A 15,602-nucleotide genomic window follows, 5' to 3' on the forward strand; every position below is an offset into this window, starting at 1 on the left:
GAAGCGCAACACGGTCGAACGGGCGATCACAAGCTGAAACAGTTCCGGGCCGTCGCCACCCGCTACGAACAAGCGCGGATACATCTACGTTGGCACCGTTACCGCTGCCGCAGTCATGATCCGGCCCCGATCCTGATCAAGACTCCCCAGTTCGATTGCCGGCGCCCCAGAAGAACGGGCCAGCTGTCGGCGTAACTGTGACGTCCCAGCCGAGCTCGCGAAGCTGTTTTTCCAGCTCTGCCGGCTCGTACGGAACTTTCACGATTCGGTAGGCCGTCCCATCAGGGATGCGCCGCTCGATGGTGGACGATTCCGGGCCCTCGACGAGCTCCTCTGGCGTGCGGTAGTGGTCATCGACGAAGAACACCCGGCCCTGGGGCGCGAGGGCGGTGCTCACCAGAGACCAGAAGGACTCGAATCGCCTGGCTGGCACGTGCGAGAGCCAGCACCCCATGAAGACGACGTCATAACGGCGGTCAGGTTCCCAGGCAAACAGGTCAGCCTCGACGAATCTCACCCGGGCACCATCAGAGACACGGCTCGCGGCGATCGCGAGCATTTCCTGGGACGCATCGACGGCAGTGACGTCGCTGGCGTGGCGGAGCAGCTGAGGGGTCCAGGTGCCCGGACCGCAGGCCAGTTCCAACACACTGCCAGCCGGCCGGAAGGCGTCGAGCGCCTCAGCCAGCTCAGCGCCGCCGGGAAGATCGAGGAGCTGGTCAAGGTAGTCCGGGGCAAGGGCACTGTAGTAGGCACGCTGTTCGGACAGGAGCTGTTCCTGAGCTGATCCGGTGTTCACAGCGCCACTGTGGGACTTGCCCCAGGGGCAAGGTCAACCCTCAGAAGTTGTTTCCTTTGATGTCCGTACGGCTTGCAGCGTCGGTCCTGCGTCGCCTCACTGGCCCACGGAAGCTGTAGGTGGTGTCAAGGCGCCGTGGCTGCCTGCATGATCTCGTGCCAGGGCGTGGCGTCGAAGATCAGGCGGATGGTGTCGATGGGGCCGTTGGTGAGGTGGAAGTGTTCGGCGGTGCGTTGGGGCACTCACCGTGCGTCGCGATGGCAACGGCCACCGCGTCTACGACGACAACGCCGTGGAACAGGCACGCACAGTTCTGAAACTGCGGCGCGTCGGTCTCTCGTTGCCTGAGGTCACCGCCGCCATGGTGCCGAAGAAGTCGGCGGCGCAGGCGGTCGTAAGGGCGAAGATCGCTGAACTCGAAGGCGAAGTCGTCCAGAGGCAGGAGGCGATCACCTTCCTGCAGCACACCGTTGTGTGTCGGCATCGCTTCCTCGACGACTGTCCGCACTGCGCGACGTTCGTCCGTGAAGCCTGAGCCGCCCACCCGCTGGGAAGCCCAAGCGCCAGCGGTCCCCCTGGTGCCCTTCCTCGCAGCAACGTATGGCCGACTCTGCCGTCATCAACGTCATGACCCGCAACAGCCGGCTGACCCGGTCGACACCGCCGCGGTCGGCCAGGAGGGAGATGTGAGCTGAAGTCCCCATCGTCAAGGGCGAATTCGGGCGAGCTGGACGGGACTTACTGCCCCTTATGACGCGGCAAGCCCCGCCGCCGTCCGCAGCGGACGGGCGGGCGTGCGAAGATCCAAGAGTCGGATAAGCGCACTTGGAAGGTGGCTATGTTCGTGATTTCCCTGGGGGACGGGGCCGAGCTGCGGCCGTTGGAGCCGTGGCAGGCCGAGGAGTTCCTAGCGCATATGGACCGGGGCCGGGACTTCATCGGTCAGCACATGGAACTGCCCGATCTCGCCTCAGACCTCGACTCCGCCCGCAGCTATCTCCAGCTTTACGCCGACAAGGCAGCCACCGACACCGGCCGACTGTACGGAATCTGGCTCGACGGCACCCTCGTGGGTGGAGTCTCCTTCCCCAAATTCGACGCCGCCGCAGGCACCTGCGAGGTCGGCTGCTGGCTGGAGCCTGCTGCCACAGGCCGTGGCCTGGTCGGACGTGCAGCACGGATAATCATCGACTGGGCGTGCAACGAACGCGGCATCCACCGGGTGCAGTGGCTGGTGTCGCCGAAGAACACGCCCAGCATCAACGTCGCCAAGCGGCTCGGCATGACCCGTGAGGGCGTCCTGCGCGAAACCTACCTCTACCGGGGCGTCCGCCACGACGCCGAGGTCTGGTCGGTGCTGGCGCGGGAGTGGCAAGCCCTGGCCAACTGAGCGGTCCTTTGATGTGCCGTTTCTCCATGTTCACAGCTGTCGAACCGTCCGGTCCGCAGGAAGGGCAGGCTGCCGCTTAAGCGACTCGCCCCTGACCATGGAGCGAAGCCCACGGTGCGCGTCACCGCTCCCGACTCGACCGACTCTCCTGCAAAAGCAATCCTCACCCGGCGCGAACGACCGCTACGGGAAACGGACTTGACCTTCTTCAGTTGGAAAGTCTGCGGTGGCTGATGAGGGCTGCGGCGATTCCGACGAACGCCATGAAGTGTTCGGCCTTGCCCTCGTAGCGGCGGTGCGGGCGTCGGCAGCCGGCGAGCACGACCTTTTGTGGTCAACGGTGGCTTCACAGCTGCCTGGGGTAGCCCGGGCAAGCTGTCGGTGGCAGCTGCTACGAATGTCGACATGACCGACGACGAGATCATCCATAGGATCCGAGAGCAGGATGCGGCTGGCGAACTGCCGCCGCCGGCGCCGCCCGAGGCCGTGGCCGAGCTTGAGGCCGTGGTGGGGCATCCGATGCCGCCGCTCCTCAAGCGGATCTATCTCGAAGTCGCCGACGGTGGGTTCGGCCGCTGAGGTGAGGCTTTGTCCCTTACCCCGAAGACCTCACACTGGCCGAACGGCTCTGCGGGTGGCTGGACGGACATTCGGACTTTCCGGCAGCGCCCGCCGGTCCGTACTGCCCAGTACTCCAGCTGTAGATCGCGATCTTGCTGCTTGGGTACCGGGTCTCGGGCCGAGCTGATCCCCGCCTCGATCGGTGCGGTCCGATGTACTTGCGGTCTCAGCTGGACTGGTCAGCGGAGGGGCTGACGGCCCTGTCCGTGCCGTAGAGGCGGCCCTGGTCGCACAAGGCGTCGATCTCGGCGTTGTCTTCCTCGCTCAGTTGCGCATCCAGCGCGACACTGATGACGCGTCGGGCGCGAGCCAATCGCGGAGCGACATCCCAGTCTGCGATGAATCTGCCGACCGTGTACTCGTCGGCGGTTCCGGACATGTCCACCAGACGATTCCACTCCAGAGTTGATGCTCGGGCTCAGATCCCGAAAGCGTTCGAGGCCCTGATGGGCCGCATCGCGGGACGGTTCGTCCGTGTGGAACCCCGGCGCCGGGCCCGGGCGTTCGTGCTCGGGCTGTTGCCGGAACTGCCGCGCAAGAACTGCTGGACCCTCGCAGAGAAGGCCGGGGACGCGAAGATGGCCTCGTGCAGGTAGTGGCAGCCGGTGGCCCGGGAGACGCCGGCGTCGCGGGCCAGCAATGCGCGCAGCCGCGCTCGCGGAACCAGTGGAGCACCAGCACCGCCTGCTGGAACGGGCCCAGCGCCCGGGACCTTGTCGACGTGCCGGCGGTGGGCGACCAGCAGGCGGGCGAGGAACTCGACGACGTGGCGCGGGAGGTCGAGCGTGGCAGCATAGGTGACCAACGTGAAGCCTCTGGTTCAGCGGACGTTCTCGTGAGTGGGAAGCGTCCTGAGCAGGGCGCGCAGGGGGGGCGGTGTCGGGCGTGTCGGCGACGGCCGCGTCGAGGGCGTCGTCCATGCCCTTCTCCCACAGCTCGGGCAGGGCGAGTCCGGGTTGCCCCGACCACGCGATGTCCGGAGTGGCGTGTCCGGCCTCGGCGAGGCGCAGGTGGACCATGCCCGCGAGCCCGTCGAAAACCTTGGGCCGGATGAAGTTGCGGGCGGGCGGGCCGATCAGTCGCGCCGCCTGATGTGGCTTGGGCATGCGGTCGGCGACAGCCATCCATAGCAGGCCGCGGTCGAACGCGTCGAGTATCTCCTCCAAGCCGGGCAACTGGTCGTTCACCACCCCCTCAGCCGTGGCCTCTCGGCGTACGGTCACCGTACTGTCTGCGCCTTGCGCCGATGAGCGAAGCGCCCTTGCGACGGCGACCCGCAGCGGCCGGGACCAGCCCTCGGCGTCGGCCAGCGCGCGGGCCATGACGAGGTCGTCCCAGCTCATGCGTCGCAGCCGCGCCGCCTCCTGCGGCAGCGTGCGCGCCTCCAGCGCTGCGAACATCCGTTCCGGGTCGTGCAGCAGGGTGAGCGCGGCCGGCTCGTCGGCCGAGCCATCGGCTCGGTCGTCGGCGGGCAGCTTCTCGATCAGGGCGATCCGTTCGGCGGTCGGCGGGTGCGAGTCGTACTCGTGCGGCCGCGGCGGACGCTGCCCGGCGGAAAGCGCAGCGAGCCGCTCCCCCGTCCGGGCGGCGAGCAGCCGTTGGAAACCGCCGTGCACCTCGCCCACGGGCGGCAGAGCTCCCAGCGGCCCGCCCATCGCGGCGTACGTCTCCAGGTAGTGGGTGTGCGCGGCGGCGAGCACCGGAAGGACGCGCAGCGCGGCGGCCGTCGCGTCACGGCCCGCGTGCCGGGCGGCCATCTGGTCGGCGGCGAGCTCCTGGTGGCGGGCCACGGACTGCGAGGTCCGCAGGAACATCCGGGCGTAGCCGACGTACAGGGTGCCGATCGCGTAGTGCAGCCGGGTGCTGCCCTCGCGGAACGCTTCCACCGTGTGCAGTACGGCTTTCCGCCCACGCATCGTGACACCGCCGAGCCGGGTGTCGAGGTTGCCGTAGTGCCCGAACTCGTGGGCGAGGACGGCGCACAACTGCGGGACGGTCAGCCCGGCGAGCAACGGCAGGCCCAGGAACATACGGCGTCGTCCGGGCAGCAGCCCCAGCAGGCGGTTCTGTTCGGCGACCCCCGCGTTGACCTCGGCGACCAGGTAGAGCTCGTCCGGCGGCCGCTCCCCCGTCACTTCGGCGGCGGCGCGCACCTGTTCCCACAGCTCGGGCTGGTCCTGGGGCGTGACCGCCACCGCGCGGGGCACCGGGCCCAGACGCCCGGCCCGCAGGAAGACGAACATGCCCCGCAGAATCGCCGCTGCCAGTAGAACGGTGACGGTCAGGACCATGCCTTCGAGCCAGGCCGCCGGCGCGGTGAACAGCCGTGTCACCAGCAGCCAGTCGAGCGCCGCCATGGCCGACAGCAGAACCACGCCCATCAGATAGAAGCCGGCCAGCAGCACGAGCGCGCGGACAGCACGCAGTCGGAACGTCATCGGAAGATCCCCCACAGGGCTCGGCCAGCCCGAATGGGCCAACAACGCTCGCGGATCCTACCTCCAGCTCTCCGAGTAGGTCTGCCGCCCTATTGACCAAGGTAGAGGCCGTGCACGCAGCCCGGCCACATGGACTCGCTAGGGCCACGGTGCAGCCGTCGCCGGGACTCTGGTCATAGCGGTACGGCGGTGATCAGCTCGATGTCCATCTTCATGCAGACCACGCCACACTGCCCTGACCTGAAGGACAAGCGTGATCAGGGACACCCAATAACCACCAGAACGACACCAAGGTTCTTCGCGCTCGTCACGTGCTGGATCGCCCGCTTCCGGGGCGTGACCCCCGCTGACGTCCTACGCATCGTGCGCAGGTGTGACAGCACCGTCACGTCGAACCTGCCTACTTCCAGGGGAAGCGGTAGGCGCGATAGCTGTTCACGCCCGTGGGGAACTGGGCCTTGAACACGACCTTCCCCGAGGCGTTGAACTCGGAGACGTACGGGAGCGACCCCCATCCGACGAAAGCCCCTCCGCGGCGGAGCGGCTGCGCGTTGCCCTGCGAGGACGCGCTGAGGTAGTCCGGCTGGTTCACAGACTTCACCAGCGTCGCCGTACGCGCCTTCTCGTCCACGCGGACGGTGACGACCCGGCTGAACGGAAGCTCCTCCACCGCCCCGGCCCCAGTGTTCGCGGCCCCTGCGGACTCGTTGTCGAACCAGCTGTACAGGCCGCCGCCGAGCGGTTCGGGATCGTGCTGCCACGCGAAGATCGTCCCGGCCGTGTTCAGGTACTGGCCGGGCGCGGCCTGCTCCTTGAACGTGCCGGCCTTGCCGCCGAGCTGCCACAGCACGGTGCCGTTGTGCCGGTCGACCTTGTACGTGGTCCACGTGTTCCGGGCATCGACGAGCAGGTCCCCATCGGTGTCGGGCTTCACCGCGTTGATGTGGAACCAGTCCCACGGCTTGCTCGGCGACGACGGCAGCGGCTGCTCGCTCTGCGCGTACGGCACGTGATCGGCCGCCTTCCACTGGAACAGGACCCGGCCCGTGCGGATGTCTATCTCCTGCACCACCCCGTCGATCACCGCCTGGTGCGCGGAGCCGCCGATGTCCGTCAGATCGGCGGTCTCCTGCTTGTACGCCAGGACGAGTGCCGTGCCACGACCGGTGATCAGGAACTCGTGCCCGTCGGCGGCGTACCCGTTCCCGGCACGGACCTCGGCGACCTTCCGATACCGGTTGTCATAGATGTAGTTCACGCCACTCGCGAGGGAGCCCAGCCCGGTGCCCTGCCACCAGGTCAGAACCGGCTTGCCCCGGTAGGTCTGGGCACGGAAGTCCGCCGCCTGCTGGCCGGCCGGCACCTTGTGCGACCACACGACACGCCTGGCGTCGCCGTTCAGGATCTCCACACCGCTGGAGTAGGCGCTGTTCGCCGAGTTCGGTGAGACGAAGATGTCCCCCCGGCCCGCTGTGCCCTTGTCGGTGAGGACAGTCACCGGCGGCAGCGGCTTGCTGTCCGGGGTTGCGGATGCGGTGCCGGCCAGGGGCAGCAGGCCCGTGACGACAGTGGTGGCCGCAGCGATCAGGACCTGCGCGGGGATGGGCTTGTGACGCATCAGGTGTCCGTTTCTGGCAGTGCGAAGCCGAACCGGGTCGGCTCGGTCACGGGCATGCGAAGAAGGCGCGCACCCGGCCGGGTATGCGCGGTGAGAGATGGCAACTACAGGAAGGTGCTCCCGCGCACAGCCGATGAGGCTGTCAGGCGCGGGCGGATACCGCTGGAGGCGGAACGGCTCTCAACAGGGGCGACACGCAGCAGAACACACCCGCATGTGGTCGATGTGACCGCGAGTCGTGAGGATCTTCCGCTGCTGCATGCGGCAGAACGTAGCCGCGCACGGACCGGAGCGTCAATCACCGTCCACGCAGCGAACAGCATGGCCGACCGGGACTGTTCCGGATCATGCCAGTCCGTGCGGCCGGCGTACCCCTGTCAATCGCCGTTGGCGACCTCCCGCCGGACCAAGGCGTCAGCTGCTTCCAAGAGGCTCGCCCTTTCCTCCCGGACGGCCTGCCAGCGGGTGCAGGCCAGGCGGCATCTACCCGAACGGGTGATGTTGCGGCAATTCCACAAGCGACTACTGCAGGTCAGCGCCTCGGACGGGGAGTATCGGGCGTAGAGTCTTCACCAACTGAGTTTTTAGGCCTAGCTAAAGGTGGCATGCTGATGGGGTGGCAACGAGCGTTGTCTCTCCATGAGTTGGGGGTGAATCATGGGCATTTTTGCCCGTGACGAGAGCCGGACGACCTTGGCGGCTTCCCGGATAGCGCGGCAGGCTACGGCCTCCCTGGCCGGCGTACTGGCGGGGCGGGGCAAGACCCGCTCCGATCTGGCGGCGGCGATGGGTGTCAGCCCGGGACGTGTCAGTCAGATCATGTCCGGCGATGCGAACCTGACCGTGCGCACTCTCGCCGCCGTAGCGGAGGCGCTGGATGCCGACGTCCAGATCACGTTCTGTCCCCGAGGGCAGTCGGCGGACGCCAGGGCCAGCAGCAGCACGGACGCGTCGCGCGTCAGGAGCAGCGGGCTGCCGGCCCGACACTGAGCCTCGGGCCCGGCACGAGTGCCGCTCGGTCGTCCCGTCGACAGCTGATGCGCCTGTTCGTCAGCGGGTGAGCCAGCGTTCGAACCAGCGACGCTGTGGCGGCAGAGCCGGGTGGTGGAACGCGTCGTTGGACGTCGCCTTCGCCCGCAACGTCTGAAGTTCTTCGTTCTCGCTGCGACGGCCGTGGGCATAGGCGAAGCGCAGCAGGTGTCCACACTGGGCGAGGGCGGTGCCGAACGCCTGGCGGCGGGCGACGAGTTCATCATCGGTCGGTTCGCGCTCGGCCTGGCGGCATGCCTCGTCGATGCTTGTCGCCACGTCCAGCGCCACGTCGATCGCCGTCTCCACCTCCGTGTAGATCGCGTTGATCGTCTTGGTCTCGGCGGTGAGGGGATGCCGCTCCAGCAGGTACAGCCTGAGATCGTGGACGAACACCCTGAGCTGGGCGGAGGTTTCGATACGAGCGAGAAAGCGGTCCGACCAGGTACAGGCATCCAGGTGCACACGCTGCACCAGCCGCTCCCTGACCAGGGCGATGCCCAGGGTCATGAACTTGATATACGGCTGAGCCGTCTCGTCCTGTTTGCGCCTAGGCAGCGCGGTGGCCCCCGTCGCGGCGCCCGCGATCACCGGAGGAATCGACGCCGCGTGCGGCAGCAGCACCACCGCGCAGGCCGCCACCCCGCCCATCAGCGCCAGCACGAGCAGCATCAAAGAAAACGACGCCCAGCTGCCCAGCAGCCGTCCCTTGCCGGAGAACTCGCGTGCCAGACCCACCCAGGCGATGGCCGCGCTCACGGCAGCCGGTAACACGTAGACTGCCAGCCAGGTGTGGTGAAGCCAACTCATCGGCAGCCGCCCTCAAGACGTTCCACGGACAGGCCGGACCGCCTCAGGCGTGCGAATGCCAAGATGCCTCCCTCTTGGCACGTGTCGCACCAGCGCTCAGCCTCTCGCCGCCCACCAGTCCTCGACAGCTGCCGCGAGTGAAGTTGATGATGTCAGCCAACGTGATACCACGCCGTCACTTTCAGCGACAATTGGCCAGCGTGTCCGGCTGACCCCGGTGAGCCGCTTCTCCTGTTCAAATACCTGCTGACAGGCCACAGCCCGCCCGGCGCCGGTTCCTCGGCGATGACGGGGGCCATGGGAATCGCTCCTCGGAGTCCGCCGGCCACGACCGACAGATGCTGCCGCAGCTCGGGCCATGCGTGCTCCTCGATCCGCTGAACTCCGCCGGCGGCCTCGACGCGCCAGTGGTTCTCGATGCTGCCCGCGAGGGTGCTGCTTCGCTCGTGAAGGGTCAAGTCGGGCGGAGGAAGAACCGAGTTGCGCAGCCAGGCGATGAACGGGCGACTTCGGCGACTTGCCGCGCAGAGCGATGCTTCCGCCCTGTTGCAGCTCGAAGGCGATGACCGGGAACTTCGGCGTAAGCAGCGGCTGATCAGGGCCGTAAGGTTTCCCCGCCCCAAGCGGCTGGAGAACTTCCGGTTCGAGAAGGACCCTCACGTCTCACCGGAGAACATCGGCGAGCCGAAGAACCCCGCCTGGTCCAGGAGGGCCGTCCTCCCGTCCTGATCGGCGACAGCGGCACGGCCAAGCGTCTGTACCTCGACCTGGGCGAGAGGGTTCCAAACTGCTGTTCCGAATCTTCAACCAGCCCTGGCTCTGCGCGGCCGTCGCCGACCGGATCACCTTCCGCTGCACGCTGATCCAGACCGGCACCGACTCCTACCGTTCCAGGCCACCGCGAACGGACGCGGCACCAAGAACGCCCCGTGTGTTTGTCGTCGAACGTCCGCTCCGGTCAGTTCAGCAAGGCAGTCGTGAACGTCTTGCGGTGGTCCACCAGCCAGGTCTGCATGCGGTCCCAGCGTTCCCATCCACCGCGCTCGGCCAGCGCCTGGAGATAGGCGGGGTCACCGTCGGCCACGCGGCGGGTGACGAAGGCCCGGCAGACCTCCGTGGCCTGCTCGATGACGCCGGGCAACTCGGCGCGGTCCCCCGCCGAGAGGCCGTAGCCGTCGGCAAGGGTCCGCAGCCGTGCGGGCGCATCCAGCCCAGAGGGGTAGAGAGCGGCCGCGGATGCGGGATCAAGCATGGGCACCCAATAGCGGGCGGTCATGGCGATGTCCCAGAGGGCACGGCCTGGGGCCGCCAAGTCGAAATCGATCAGCGCCGCGGCACGGCCGTCACGGAAGACGACGTTCTCCGGGCACACGTCGTTGTGGCACAGCATCGTTCCCCCCTCCGGGTCGGCCAGGTCCCGGGGCCACTCGGCACGGGTGTCGACCGCCACGGCCGCGCTGGTCTCATGCAGACGCCGCAGCAGGCTCCCCACCGATGCGAGGGCAGAACTCGTCATCGCCCAGTCCGGGAACGCCGGCAGAGCCACGTCGCCAGGGATGAAGGTCAGTTGCTCACGGGCATCCGCGGTGAGACCGACAGGGGCCGGCGCCGCGTCGAAGCCGTGCTCCTTCAGCGCAAGGAGATAGGCATGCAGGGCGCGCGCGTTGCGCGGCGCCGGCCGCTCGACCAGCGCACCCCGGCGAAAGACCGCCCCCGCGTTCGCCATCCCGCCGACCAGCGCCTCACCCTCAGCCGTCATGACGATCACGCTATCGCCAATCGACCCAGCGCGGGCCGGTCCGCGAACTCGGCGCGAAGAAACGCCCCAAGGCTCACACGCAAGACCGGGGCCAAGCGGAGAAACGTCGTCTCCGCTCTGGTTACCCAAGTGGCTCCCTCAGACCCGGGTACGAATCGCCCTCGTACCTGTGGGGCTACCTGCAGCTGTTCCTCACCGCCAGCGTACGGTCTGTCCCCGAACTCCCGTACGTCCGGCGGGAGTTCAGCACAGCAGCTCCCGGGAGGGGCGCCGAGATGTCACGGTGTAGGCGCTTGCAGGAGGGCGGCGAACTGCTCCAGGGCGAGATCGGTGCGCTCGCGTTCGCCGGTGGTGGTGAGGTCGAACAGCAGGCCGCGGATGACGGCCATGACGAGGGTGGGGGTGGCGGTGTCGTCGTTCCCGGCGGTGATGTCGGCGAAGACGGCGCGCAGTGGGCCGAACCAGTCGGTGACGGCCCCTGCCTGGTCCGGGTAGCGCTCGGGGTGGGCCAGCAGGTCGGCGTGGACCTCGAAGAACAGCCGAACGAACGGGGCGCGTTCGGGCGCACTCAGCCACACCCAGATCCCGCGCAGCCGCTCCTGGACGGTGGTGCCGCTCCGCGGCAGGTCGTGGGCGAGGCGTTCAGCGCCGCGCCGGCGTGCCTCGGCGAGAACCGCGGCCACCAGCTCCTGCTTGCTGCCGAAGTCGTAGAGCAGCATCCGCGGGCTGGTACCCAGTGCCACCGCCAGCGGGCGAAGACTCAATCCAGCCAGCCCCTTCGCGAGGACGTAGTCAGTGGCCTGCGCCAGAACGCGCTCCCGCCGGCCGGAATCGGAAGGCCGTCCCACAGTGCACCGTCCTCTCGTACGGCAGAGCCGTGCAAGTATATGACACGGGTGTTTCAACAACGGACGGAGAGCCATGGAGGCCGACGGCATGCACGACCTCGACCGGGCACTGGTCCTGGGGCCCGGCGGGCATCTGGGCACCGCGTGGATGGCCGGACTGACGGCGGGCCTGCGCCGCTTCGGGATTGACCTGGGCGAGGCCGACCTCATCGTGGGCACCTCAGCCGGGGCGATCGTCGGCGCGGTCATCGCCACAGGGCAGGACCCCGCCCGCCTCGCCACCGTTCCCGCACGGCGCTCCGCCAACGCCTCGTCCGCGCCGCGCCGCCCCGGCCCGGCAGTCACGGGCGCGGTGTTCGCCGTCCTCGGCGACCCTGGCCTGGACCCTGCCGAAGCCCGTCGCCGGGTGGGCCGCATCGCCCTGAAAACGTTCGACCCGGAGACGGAGAACCAGCTGATCGCCCAGCGCGCCGCACTGATCGCCGCCGACAGCTGGCCGCGACGCCCCCTGCTGATACCGGCCGTTGACGCCGAAAGCGGCGAGCCGATCGTGTGGGACGCCGCCACGGGTGTCCCACTGGTTCTCGCGGTCGCCGCATCCAGCGCCTTCCCCGGGATCGAGCCCCCTGTCACCGTTGACGGCCGGCGCTACCTGGACGGCGCCTTGCGAGCCGGCACCAACACCGACCTGGCGGCCGGCAGCCGCATCGTGGTGGTCATCGATCCGCTCGCCCACCGCCACCCACACCCCACGACCGAGGGCGCCTGCCTCGTGGTCCCCGATCCGGCCGCGGTGCGCCGGTTGGACGCCGAGCAGGGCGACCCTGACGCCTGGACAGCGGCCTACCAGGCCGGTGAGGCCCAGGCCGGCACGGCAGCTGAGGAACTGCGCGCACACTGGCGGCCTGCCGCGGACCGCGGCTGAGGGCTACGAGTCGCCCGGCGCCCCATTCTTTGCGTCTTGGACGATGTGGGGGGATCGACTGAGCCTGTCTGCGGGGCGTGCCGAGCGGGGTGGTGGGATCCAAGGTTCTGTCGCTCGTGATGGCCGAGGTCAGGGCCGTGTCCAGGATGTGTGCTCGCAAGCGCTCGAAGGACGCGCCGAGGCCGGAGGTCCGCGCCACGGCTGACCGGCGCACCCGCCTCCGGAGCGTCGCCTTCGGCTGTCACAGGCTTGGCTGCTGCCCTGTCTTGTTGATGTGCGCGTGGACGCACCGGGTCCGGCGAGGTGTCGCCGGTATCCGTCGGGAAGCCGAATCAACGAACGGAGACAGTGATGAAGATCGTGGTCGTCGGCGGTACGGGGCTCATCGGCTCGCAGGTGGTCGCGCTGCTGCGCGACAGTGGTCACGAGGCCGTAGCGGCCGCTCCCTCCACGGGCGTCGACACCCTCACCGGTGAGGGTCTGGCGCAGGCTCTCATGGGCGCGGACGTGGTCGTGGACGTGCCGAACTCCCCCTCCTTCGATCCGGAGCCTGCGCTGGACTTCTTCAGCCGCTCGGAGCGGAACCTGACCGAGGCGGCAAAGCAGGCGGGTGTCCGTCACCACGTCGTGCTCTCCATCGTCGGCGTCGACCAGGTGCCCGACTACGGCTACTACCGGGCCAAGGTCGCCCAGGAGGAGGCCGTGCGGAACAGCGGCGTTCCCTACAGCATCGTGCGCGCCACCCAGTTCTTCGAGTTCATCGCCCCGGTGATGGACATGACCACCGAGGGCACGGAGGTGCACCTGCCGTCCCTGCGGCTGCGCCCGATGGCCTCCGCCGACGTCGCCGCAGCCGTCGCCGACGCGGCGCTGGGCGAGCCGTCGTACGGCGTCCGCGACATCGCGGGCCCCGAGGTCGAGCGGCTCGACCGGCTCGGTGAGATCACCCTGGCGGCGAAGCCGGACGGCCGCTCCATCGTCACCGACGAGGCCGCGAGCCCGTTCGCGGGCATGCCCGACGGGGTTCTCATCGGCGACGACACGGCCCACCTCGCGTCCACCCGCTACGAGGAGTGGCTGAAGCAGAGCTGACCGGTCCCTCCGTCGTCAGAGCGACTACGGGCGTCCCGTGGGTCTGCGAGCCGACCGCTCGTAGGCCCTCAGCTTGTCGGGCGCCAGGACCCAGTACAGCCCGTCGATACCGTCCGGTCCCACGGTGACGCTCACCAGGGCGACCGTGACCCCGTTCTGGACGAGGAGCAGGCCGGGTCGGCCGTTCGCCTCGGCCACGCCGTACTCGGCCCCGGGGAAGAACTTCTTCGCGAAGGCGCTTACCCTGGCCACGCGCTCGGCTCCCACGATCTCCACCCGTGCCACGCCGCGCATGCCGTTCCCGTCCGCGTAGGCGACGACGTCCGCCGACAGCACGCTCTCGAGCGCGGCGACGTCACCGTGCTGCGCGGCGGCGACGAAGGCCTCGACCAGCCGTCGGTGCTGGGCCGCCTCGACGGGTTCCCGGCGCTCGGCGGACAGCCGCTTGCGGGCCCTGCTGAGGATCTGCCGCGTATTGGCCTGGCTCAGCTGGAGCATGCCCGCGATCTCGTCGTACGCGTAGCCGAACGCCTCCCGCAGCACGTAGGCCGCCCGTTCCACGGGGTTCAGCTTCTGCAGGACCAGCAGCACCGCCAGCTCCAGCGCCTCGCCGCGCTCCGCGCCGACCTGCGGATCCACACTGGTGTCCACCGGCTCCGGCAGCCACGGCCCCACGTACGCCTCACGGCGAACCCGCGCCGACTGAGCCACGTTGATCGCCAGACGCGTGGTGATCTTCGCCAGGAACGCCCCGGGATCCCGCACCGCGCTCCGGTCGGCGCCCTGCCAGCGCGGCCACACGTCCTGCACCACGTCCTCGGCCTCGGACACGCTGCCCAGGATGCGGTAGGCGATACCGAACAGCTGTGGACGCAGTCGCTCGAACGCGTTCGCCGCTTCGTCGAGGGAGTTGTCGGTGAGCTGCTGTTGCTCGTCCATGGTGCCGATGCCTCCGCAGGTCGACCGTCGTGCCCCCAGGCGGGCGTACCTCCGGCGACGAGGACGGCCCGTCCGCTGTGATCCTACGGCGGCCGCATCCTTCGCGTTCGCCGGCGTCGGGCTGTCACAAACGGCGAGGCCGTCTTGTCCTTCCTGTGGACAGTCCCTGTTTGGAGGAGAACATGAGCGCTGAGCACGCACACCTGCCCCCGGGCGTTGAGGTGATCGCGGCCCTGCCGGAAGCGGCGGCCCGGATCCCGGACGGTGCCGAGGCCAGGACCATCCGGGTCACCCTGCCCCCCGGTGACCCCGGTGCCCCGCCGCACCGGCACCCCGGGCCGGTCTTCGGCTACGTGACCCAGGGCGAGATCCTCTTCGAGCTGGAGGGTCAGCCGCCCCGGGTACTCAAAGCCGGTGACGCCCTGTTCGAGCCCGGGGGCGACACGATCCACTACCAGGGCGCCAACAACCTTCCGGACGCGCAGTCACAGCTGGTGGTGATCATGTTCGCGCCGCCGGGTACCCCCGTTCTGACCGTGGTCGGCGCGGACGAGCTGGCCGAACGACGACACCTACGCGTTACCCGGCTCTGACTACCGCGTTCAGAAGCCGAAGCTCGATGCCGCTGACTCCCGGATTGTGGCGACCACGGACGGGAGGCAGGGTGGTGCCGAGACCGTTTGGGCGAGGCAGAAGGCACACGGCCTGTCGGGGATGCGGGCTGTGGCTTGTCCTCATCGCGAAGCGAGGTGTGTGAGCCGGGAACCGGCCAACACGGCCACCGCCGAACAGGTGGGTCGCTACACCGGTCCGGAAACACGGTGGCCGACGCGAGATCGTCCACGCCGGGCAGGATACGGAGGTGTGGTACATGTCCGCGAATAGACCAGAACAGGGGAGCGCCCACGAGGTCTCCTTGCCGCCCGAAGTCAAGTTGCTGCAGGAGGTCACTCCGCCCTTCTTTCCCGAAGGCGGTTCAGGAATGACCATCCTCGTCGAGTGGCCTCCCGGTCACCCCGGGCTCCCTCCGCATCGCCACTCGGGCCCGTCGTTCGGCTACGTGATGGAGGGGGCGCTCCGGTTCGAGCTCGAGGGGGAGCCGGAGCGTGTGGTGGAGGCCGGTGGGACGTTCTGGGAGCCAGGCGGTGACGTGATCCACTACCAGGACGGCAACGCTCTGCCGGACGCGCCGACCAAGTTCGTGGTGACCATGGTGTGCGCGCCGGGTCAGCCGATGCTCAGGCTGGTCGACGAGGAGGAGCTGAAGGAACGAGCGCACCTGCGCGCCCCGCGGCCCTCCGAAGGCTGACCCGCATGATCCACCATGTAGAGTG

General features: G+C 68.7%; 15 protein-coding genes and 3 pseudogenes. 10 read left to right on the forward strand and 8 right to left on the reverse strand.

Annotation, left to right across the window (positions count from 1 at the left end):
* Positions 1 to 136: 136 nt before the first annotated feature.
* Positions 137 to 799, reverse strand: a complete 663-nt coding sequence (locus tag FB563_RS31785; protein WP_055707401.1) for a class I SAM-dependent methyltransferase — start codon at positions 797 to 799, stop codon at positions 137 to 139.
* Positions 800 to 1,046: 247 nt separating this feature from the next.
* Here FB563_RS31785 and FB563_RS31790 point away from each other — a divergent pair, with 247 nt between their 5' ends.
* Complete coding sequence (locus tag FB563_RS31790; RefSeq protein WP_107100679.1) at positions 1,047 to 1,334, forward strand: helix-turn-helix domain-containing protein; 288 nt, start codon at positions 1,047 to 1,049, stop codon at positions 1,332 to 1,334.
* A gap of 303 nt (positions 1,335 to 1,637) precedes the next feature.
* A complete protein-coding gene (locus tag FB563_RS31795) occupies positions 1,638 to 2,189 on the forward strand; it encodes a GNAT family N-acetyltransferase (protein WP_055707400.1) in 552 nt (183 codons plus the stop codon).
* Between the two features lie 208 nt (positions 2,190 to 2,397).
* Here the strand turns inward: FB563_RS31795 and FB563_RS44410 are convergent.
* A pseudogene (locus FB563_RS44410) lies at positions 2,398 to 2,508 on the reverse strand (IS5/IS1182 family transposase); the annotation flags it as partial.
* An 86-nt stretch (positions 2,509 to 2,594) separates the two neighbouring features.
* Between FB563_RS44410 and FB563_RS43230 the strand changes: the two are divergent.
* Positions 2,595 to 2,768, forward strand: a complete 174-nt coding sequence (locus tag FB563_RS43230; protein ID WP_159045549.1) for a hypothetical protein — start codon at positions 2,595 to 2,597, stop codon at positions 2,766 to 2,768.
* Between the two features lie 488 nt (positions 2,769 to 3,256).
* Positions 3,257 to 3,385 (forward strand): annotated as a pseudogene (locus FB563_RS31805) (IS701 family transposase); the annotation flags it as partial.
* A gap of 912 nt (positions 3,386 to 4,297) precedes the next feature.
* Here the strand turns inward: FB563_RS31805 and FB563_RS44415 are convergent.
* Together FB563_RS44415 and FB563_RS31820 are read right to left on the reverse strand one after the other, a co-directional pair.
* A pseudogene (locus FB563_RS44415) lies at positions 4,298 to 5,248 on the reverse strand (M48 family metallopeptidase); the annotation flags it as partial.
* 400 nt (positions 5,249 to 5,648) lie between these two features.
* The gene (locus tag FB563_RS31820) at positions 5,649 to 6,866 is read right to left on the reverse strand and encodes an arylsulfotransferase family protein (RefSeq protein WP_055707398.1); all 1,218 of its coding nucleotides are present in this window, start codon (positions 6,864 to 6,866) and stop codon (positions 5,649 to 5,651) included.
* A 657-nt stretch (positions 6,867 to 7,523) separates the two neighbouring features.
* Here FB563_RS31820 and FB563_RS31825 point away from each other — a divergent pair.
* Positions 7,524 to 7,856 (forward strand): helix-turn-helix domain-containing protein, encoded by a 333-nt coding sequence (locus tag FB563_RS31825; protein WP_055707397.1) that lies wholly within the window; start codon positions 7,524 to 7,526, stop codon positions 7,854 to 7,856.
* A 60-nt stretch (positions 7,857 to 7,916) separates the two neighbouring features.
* On the opposite strand, the gene FB563_RS31830 is transcribed toward FB563_RS31825, so the two are convergent.
* Entirely contained in the window at positions 7,917 to 8,654 is a 738-nt protein-coding gene (locus FB563_RS31830) for a hypothetical protein (RefSeq protein WP_055707396.1), read from the reverse strand.
* Between the two features lie 531 nt (positions 8,655 to 9,185).
* On the opposite strand from FB563_RS31830, the gene FB563_RS31835 reads away from it, so the two are divergent.
* A complete protein-coding gene (locus tag FB563_RS31835; RefSeq protein WP_055707395.1) occupies positions 9,186 to 9,434 on the forward strand; it encodes a hypothetical protein in 249 nt (82 codons plus the stop codon).
* A gap of 229 nt (positions 9,435 to 9,663) precedes the next feature.
* Here FB563_RS31835 and FB563_RS31840 read toward each other — a convergent pair whose 3' ends face one another.
* The gene (locus tag FB563_RS31840) at positions 9,664 to 10,464 is read right to left on the reverse strand and encodes an aminoglycoside phosphotransferase family protein (protein ID WP_055707410.1); all 801 of its coding nucleotides are present in this window, start codon (positions 10,462 to 10,464) and stop codon (positions 9,664 to 9,666) included.
* A 278-nt stretch (positions 10,465 to 10,742) separates the two neighbouring features.
* Positions 10,743 to 11,402, reverse strand: a complete 660-nt coding sequence (locus FB563_RS43235) for a TetR/AcrR family transcriptional regulator (protein ID WP_341874445.1) — start codon at positions 11,400 to 11,402, stop codon at positions 10,743 to 10,745.
* Here FB563_RS43235 and FB563_RS31850 point away from each other — a divergent pair.
* Together FB563_RS31850 and FB563_RS31855 are read left to right on the forward strand one after the other, a co-directional pair.
* Positions 11,401 to 12,237 carry a patatin-like phospholipase family protein gene (locus tag FB563_RS31850; protein ID WP_208766328.1) on the forward strand — a complete coding sequence of 279 codons (837 nt, stop codon included), beginning with the start codon at positions 11,401 to 11,403 and terminating at the stop codon, positions 12,235 to 12,237. The genes FB563_RS43235 and FB563_RS31850 overlap by 2 nt on opposite strands.
* A 351-nt stretch (positions 12,238 to 12,588) precedes the next feature.
* Positions 12,589 to 13,329 carry an SDR family oxidoreductase gene (locus FB563_RS31855; protein ID WP_055707392.1) on the forward strand — a complete coding sequence of 247 codons (741 nt, stop codon included), beginning with the start codon at positions 12,589 to 12,591 and terminating at the stop codon, positions 13,327 to 13,329.
* Positions 13,330 to 13,353: 24 nt separating this feature from the next.
* Here the strand turns inward: FB563_RS31855 and sigJ are convergent, their stop codons facing one another.
* Positions 13,354 to 14,268, reverse strand: a complete 915-nt coding sequence (sigJ, locus tag FB563_RS31860; RefSeq protein ID WP_055707391.1) for an RNA polymerase sigma factor SigJ — start codon at positions 14,266 to 14,268, stop codon at positions 13,354 to 13,356.
* Positions 14,269 to 14,450: 182 nt separating this feature from the next.
* On the opposite strand from sigJ, the gene FB563_RS31865 reads away from it, so the two are divergent.
* Both FB563_RS31865 and FB563_RS31870 read left to right on the forward strand, forming a co-directional pair.
* Complete coding sequence (locus tag FB563_RS31865; RefSeq protein WP_055707390.1) at positions 14,451 to 14,861, forward strand: cupin domain-containing protein; 411 nt, start codon at positions 14,451 to 14,453, stop codon at positions 14,859 to 14,861.
* Positions 14,862 to 15,139: 278 nt separating this feature from the next.
* Complete coding sequence (locus tag FB563_RS31870; RefSeq protein WP_055707409.1) at positions 15,140 to 15,577, forward strand: cupin domain-containing protein; 438 nt, start codon at positions 15,140 to 15,142, stop codon at positions 15,575 to 15,577.
* Positions 15,578 to 15,602 lie beyond the last annotated feature (25 nt).

It is taken from the genome of Streptomyces puniciscabiei (assembly GCF_006715785.1).
Classification (GTDB): Bacteria; Actinomycetota; Actinomycetes; order Streptomycetales; family Streptomycetaceae; genus Streptomyces; species Streptomyces puniciscabiei.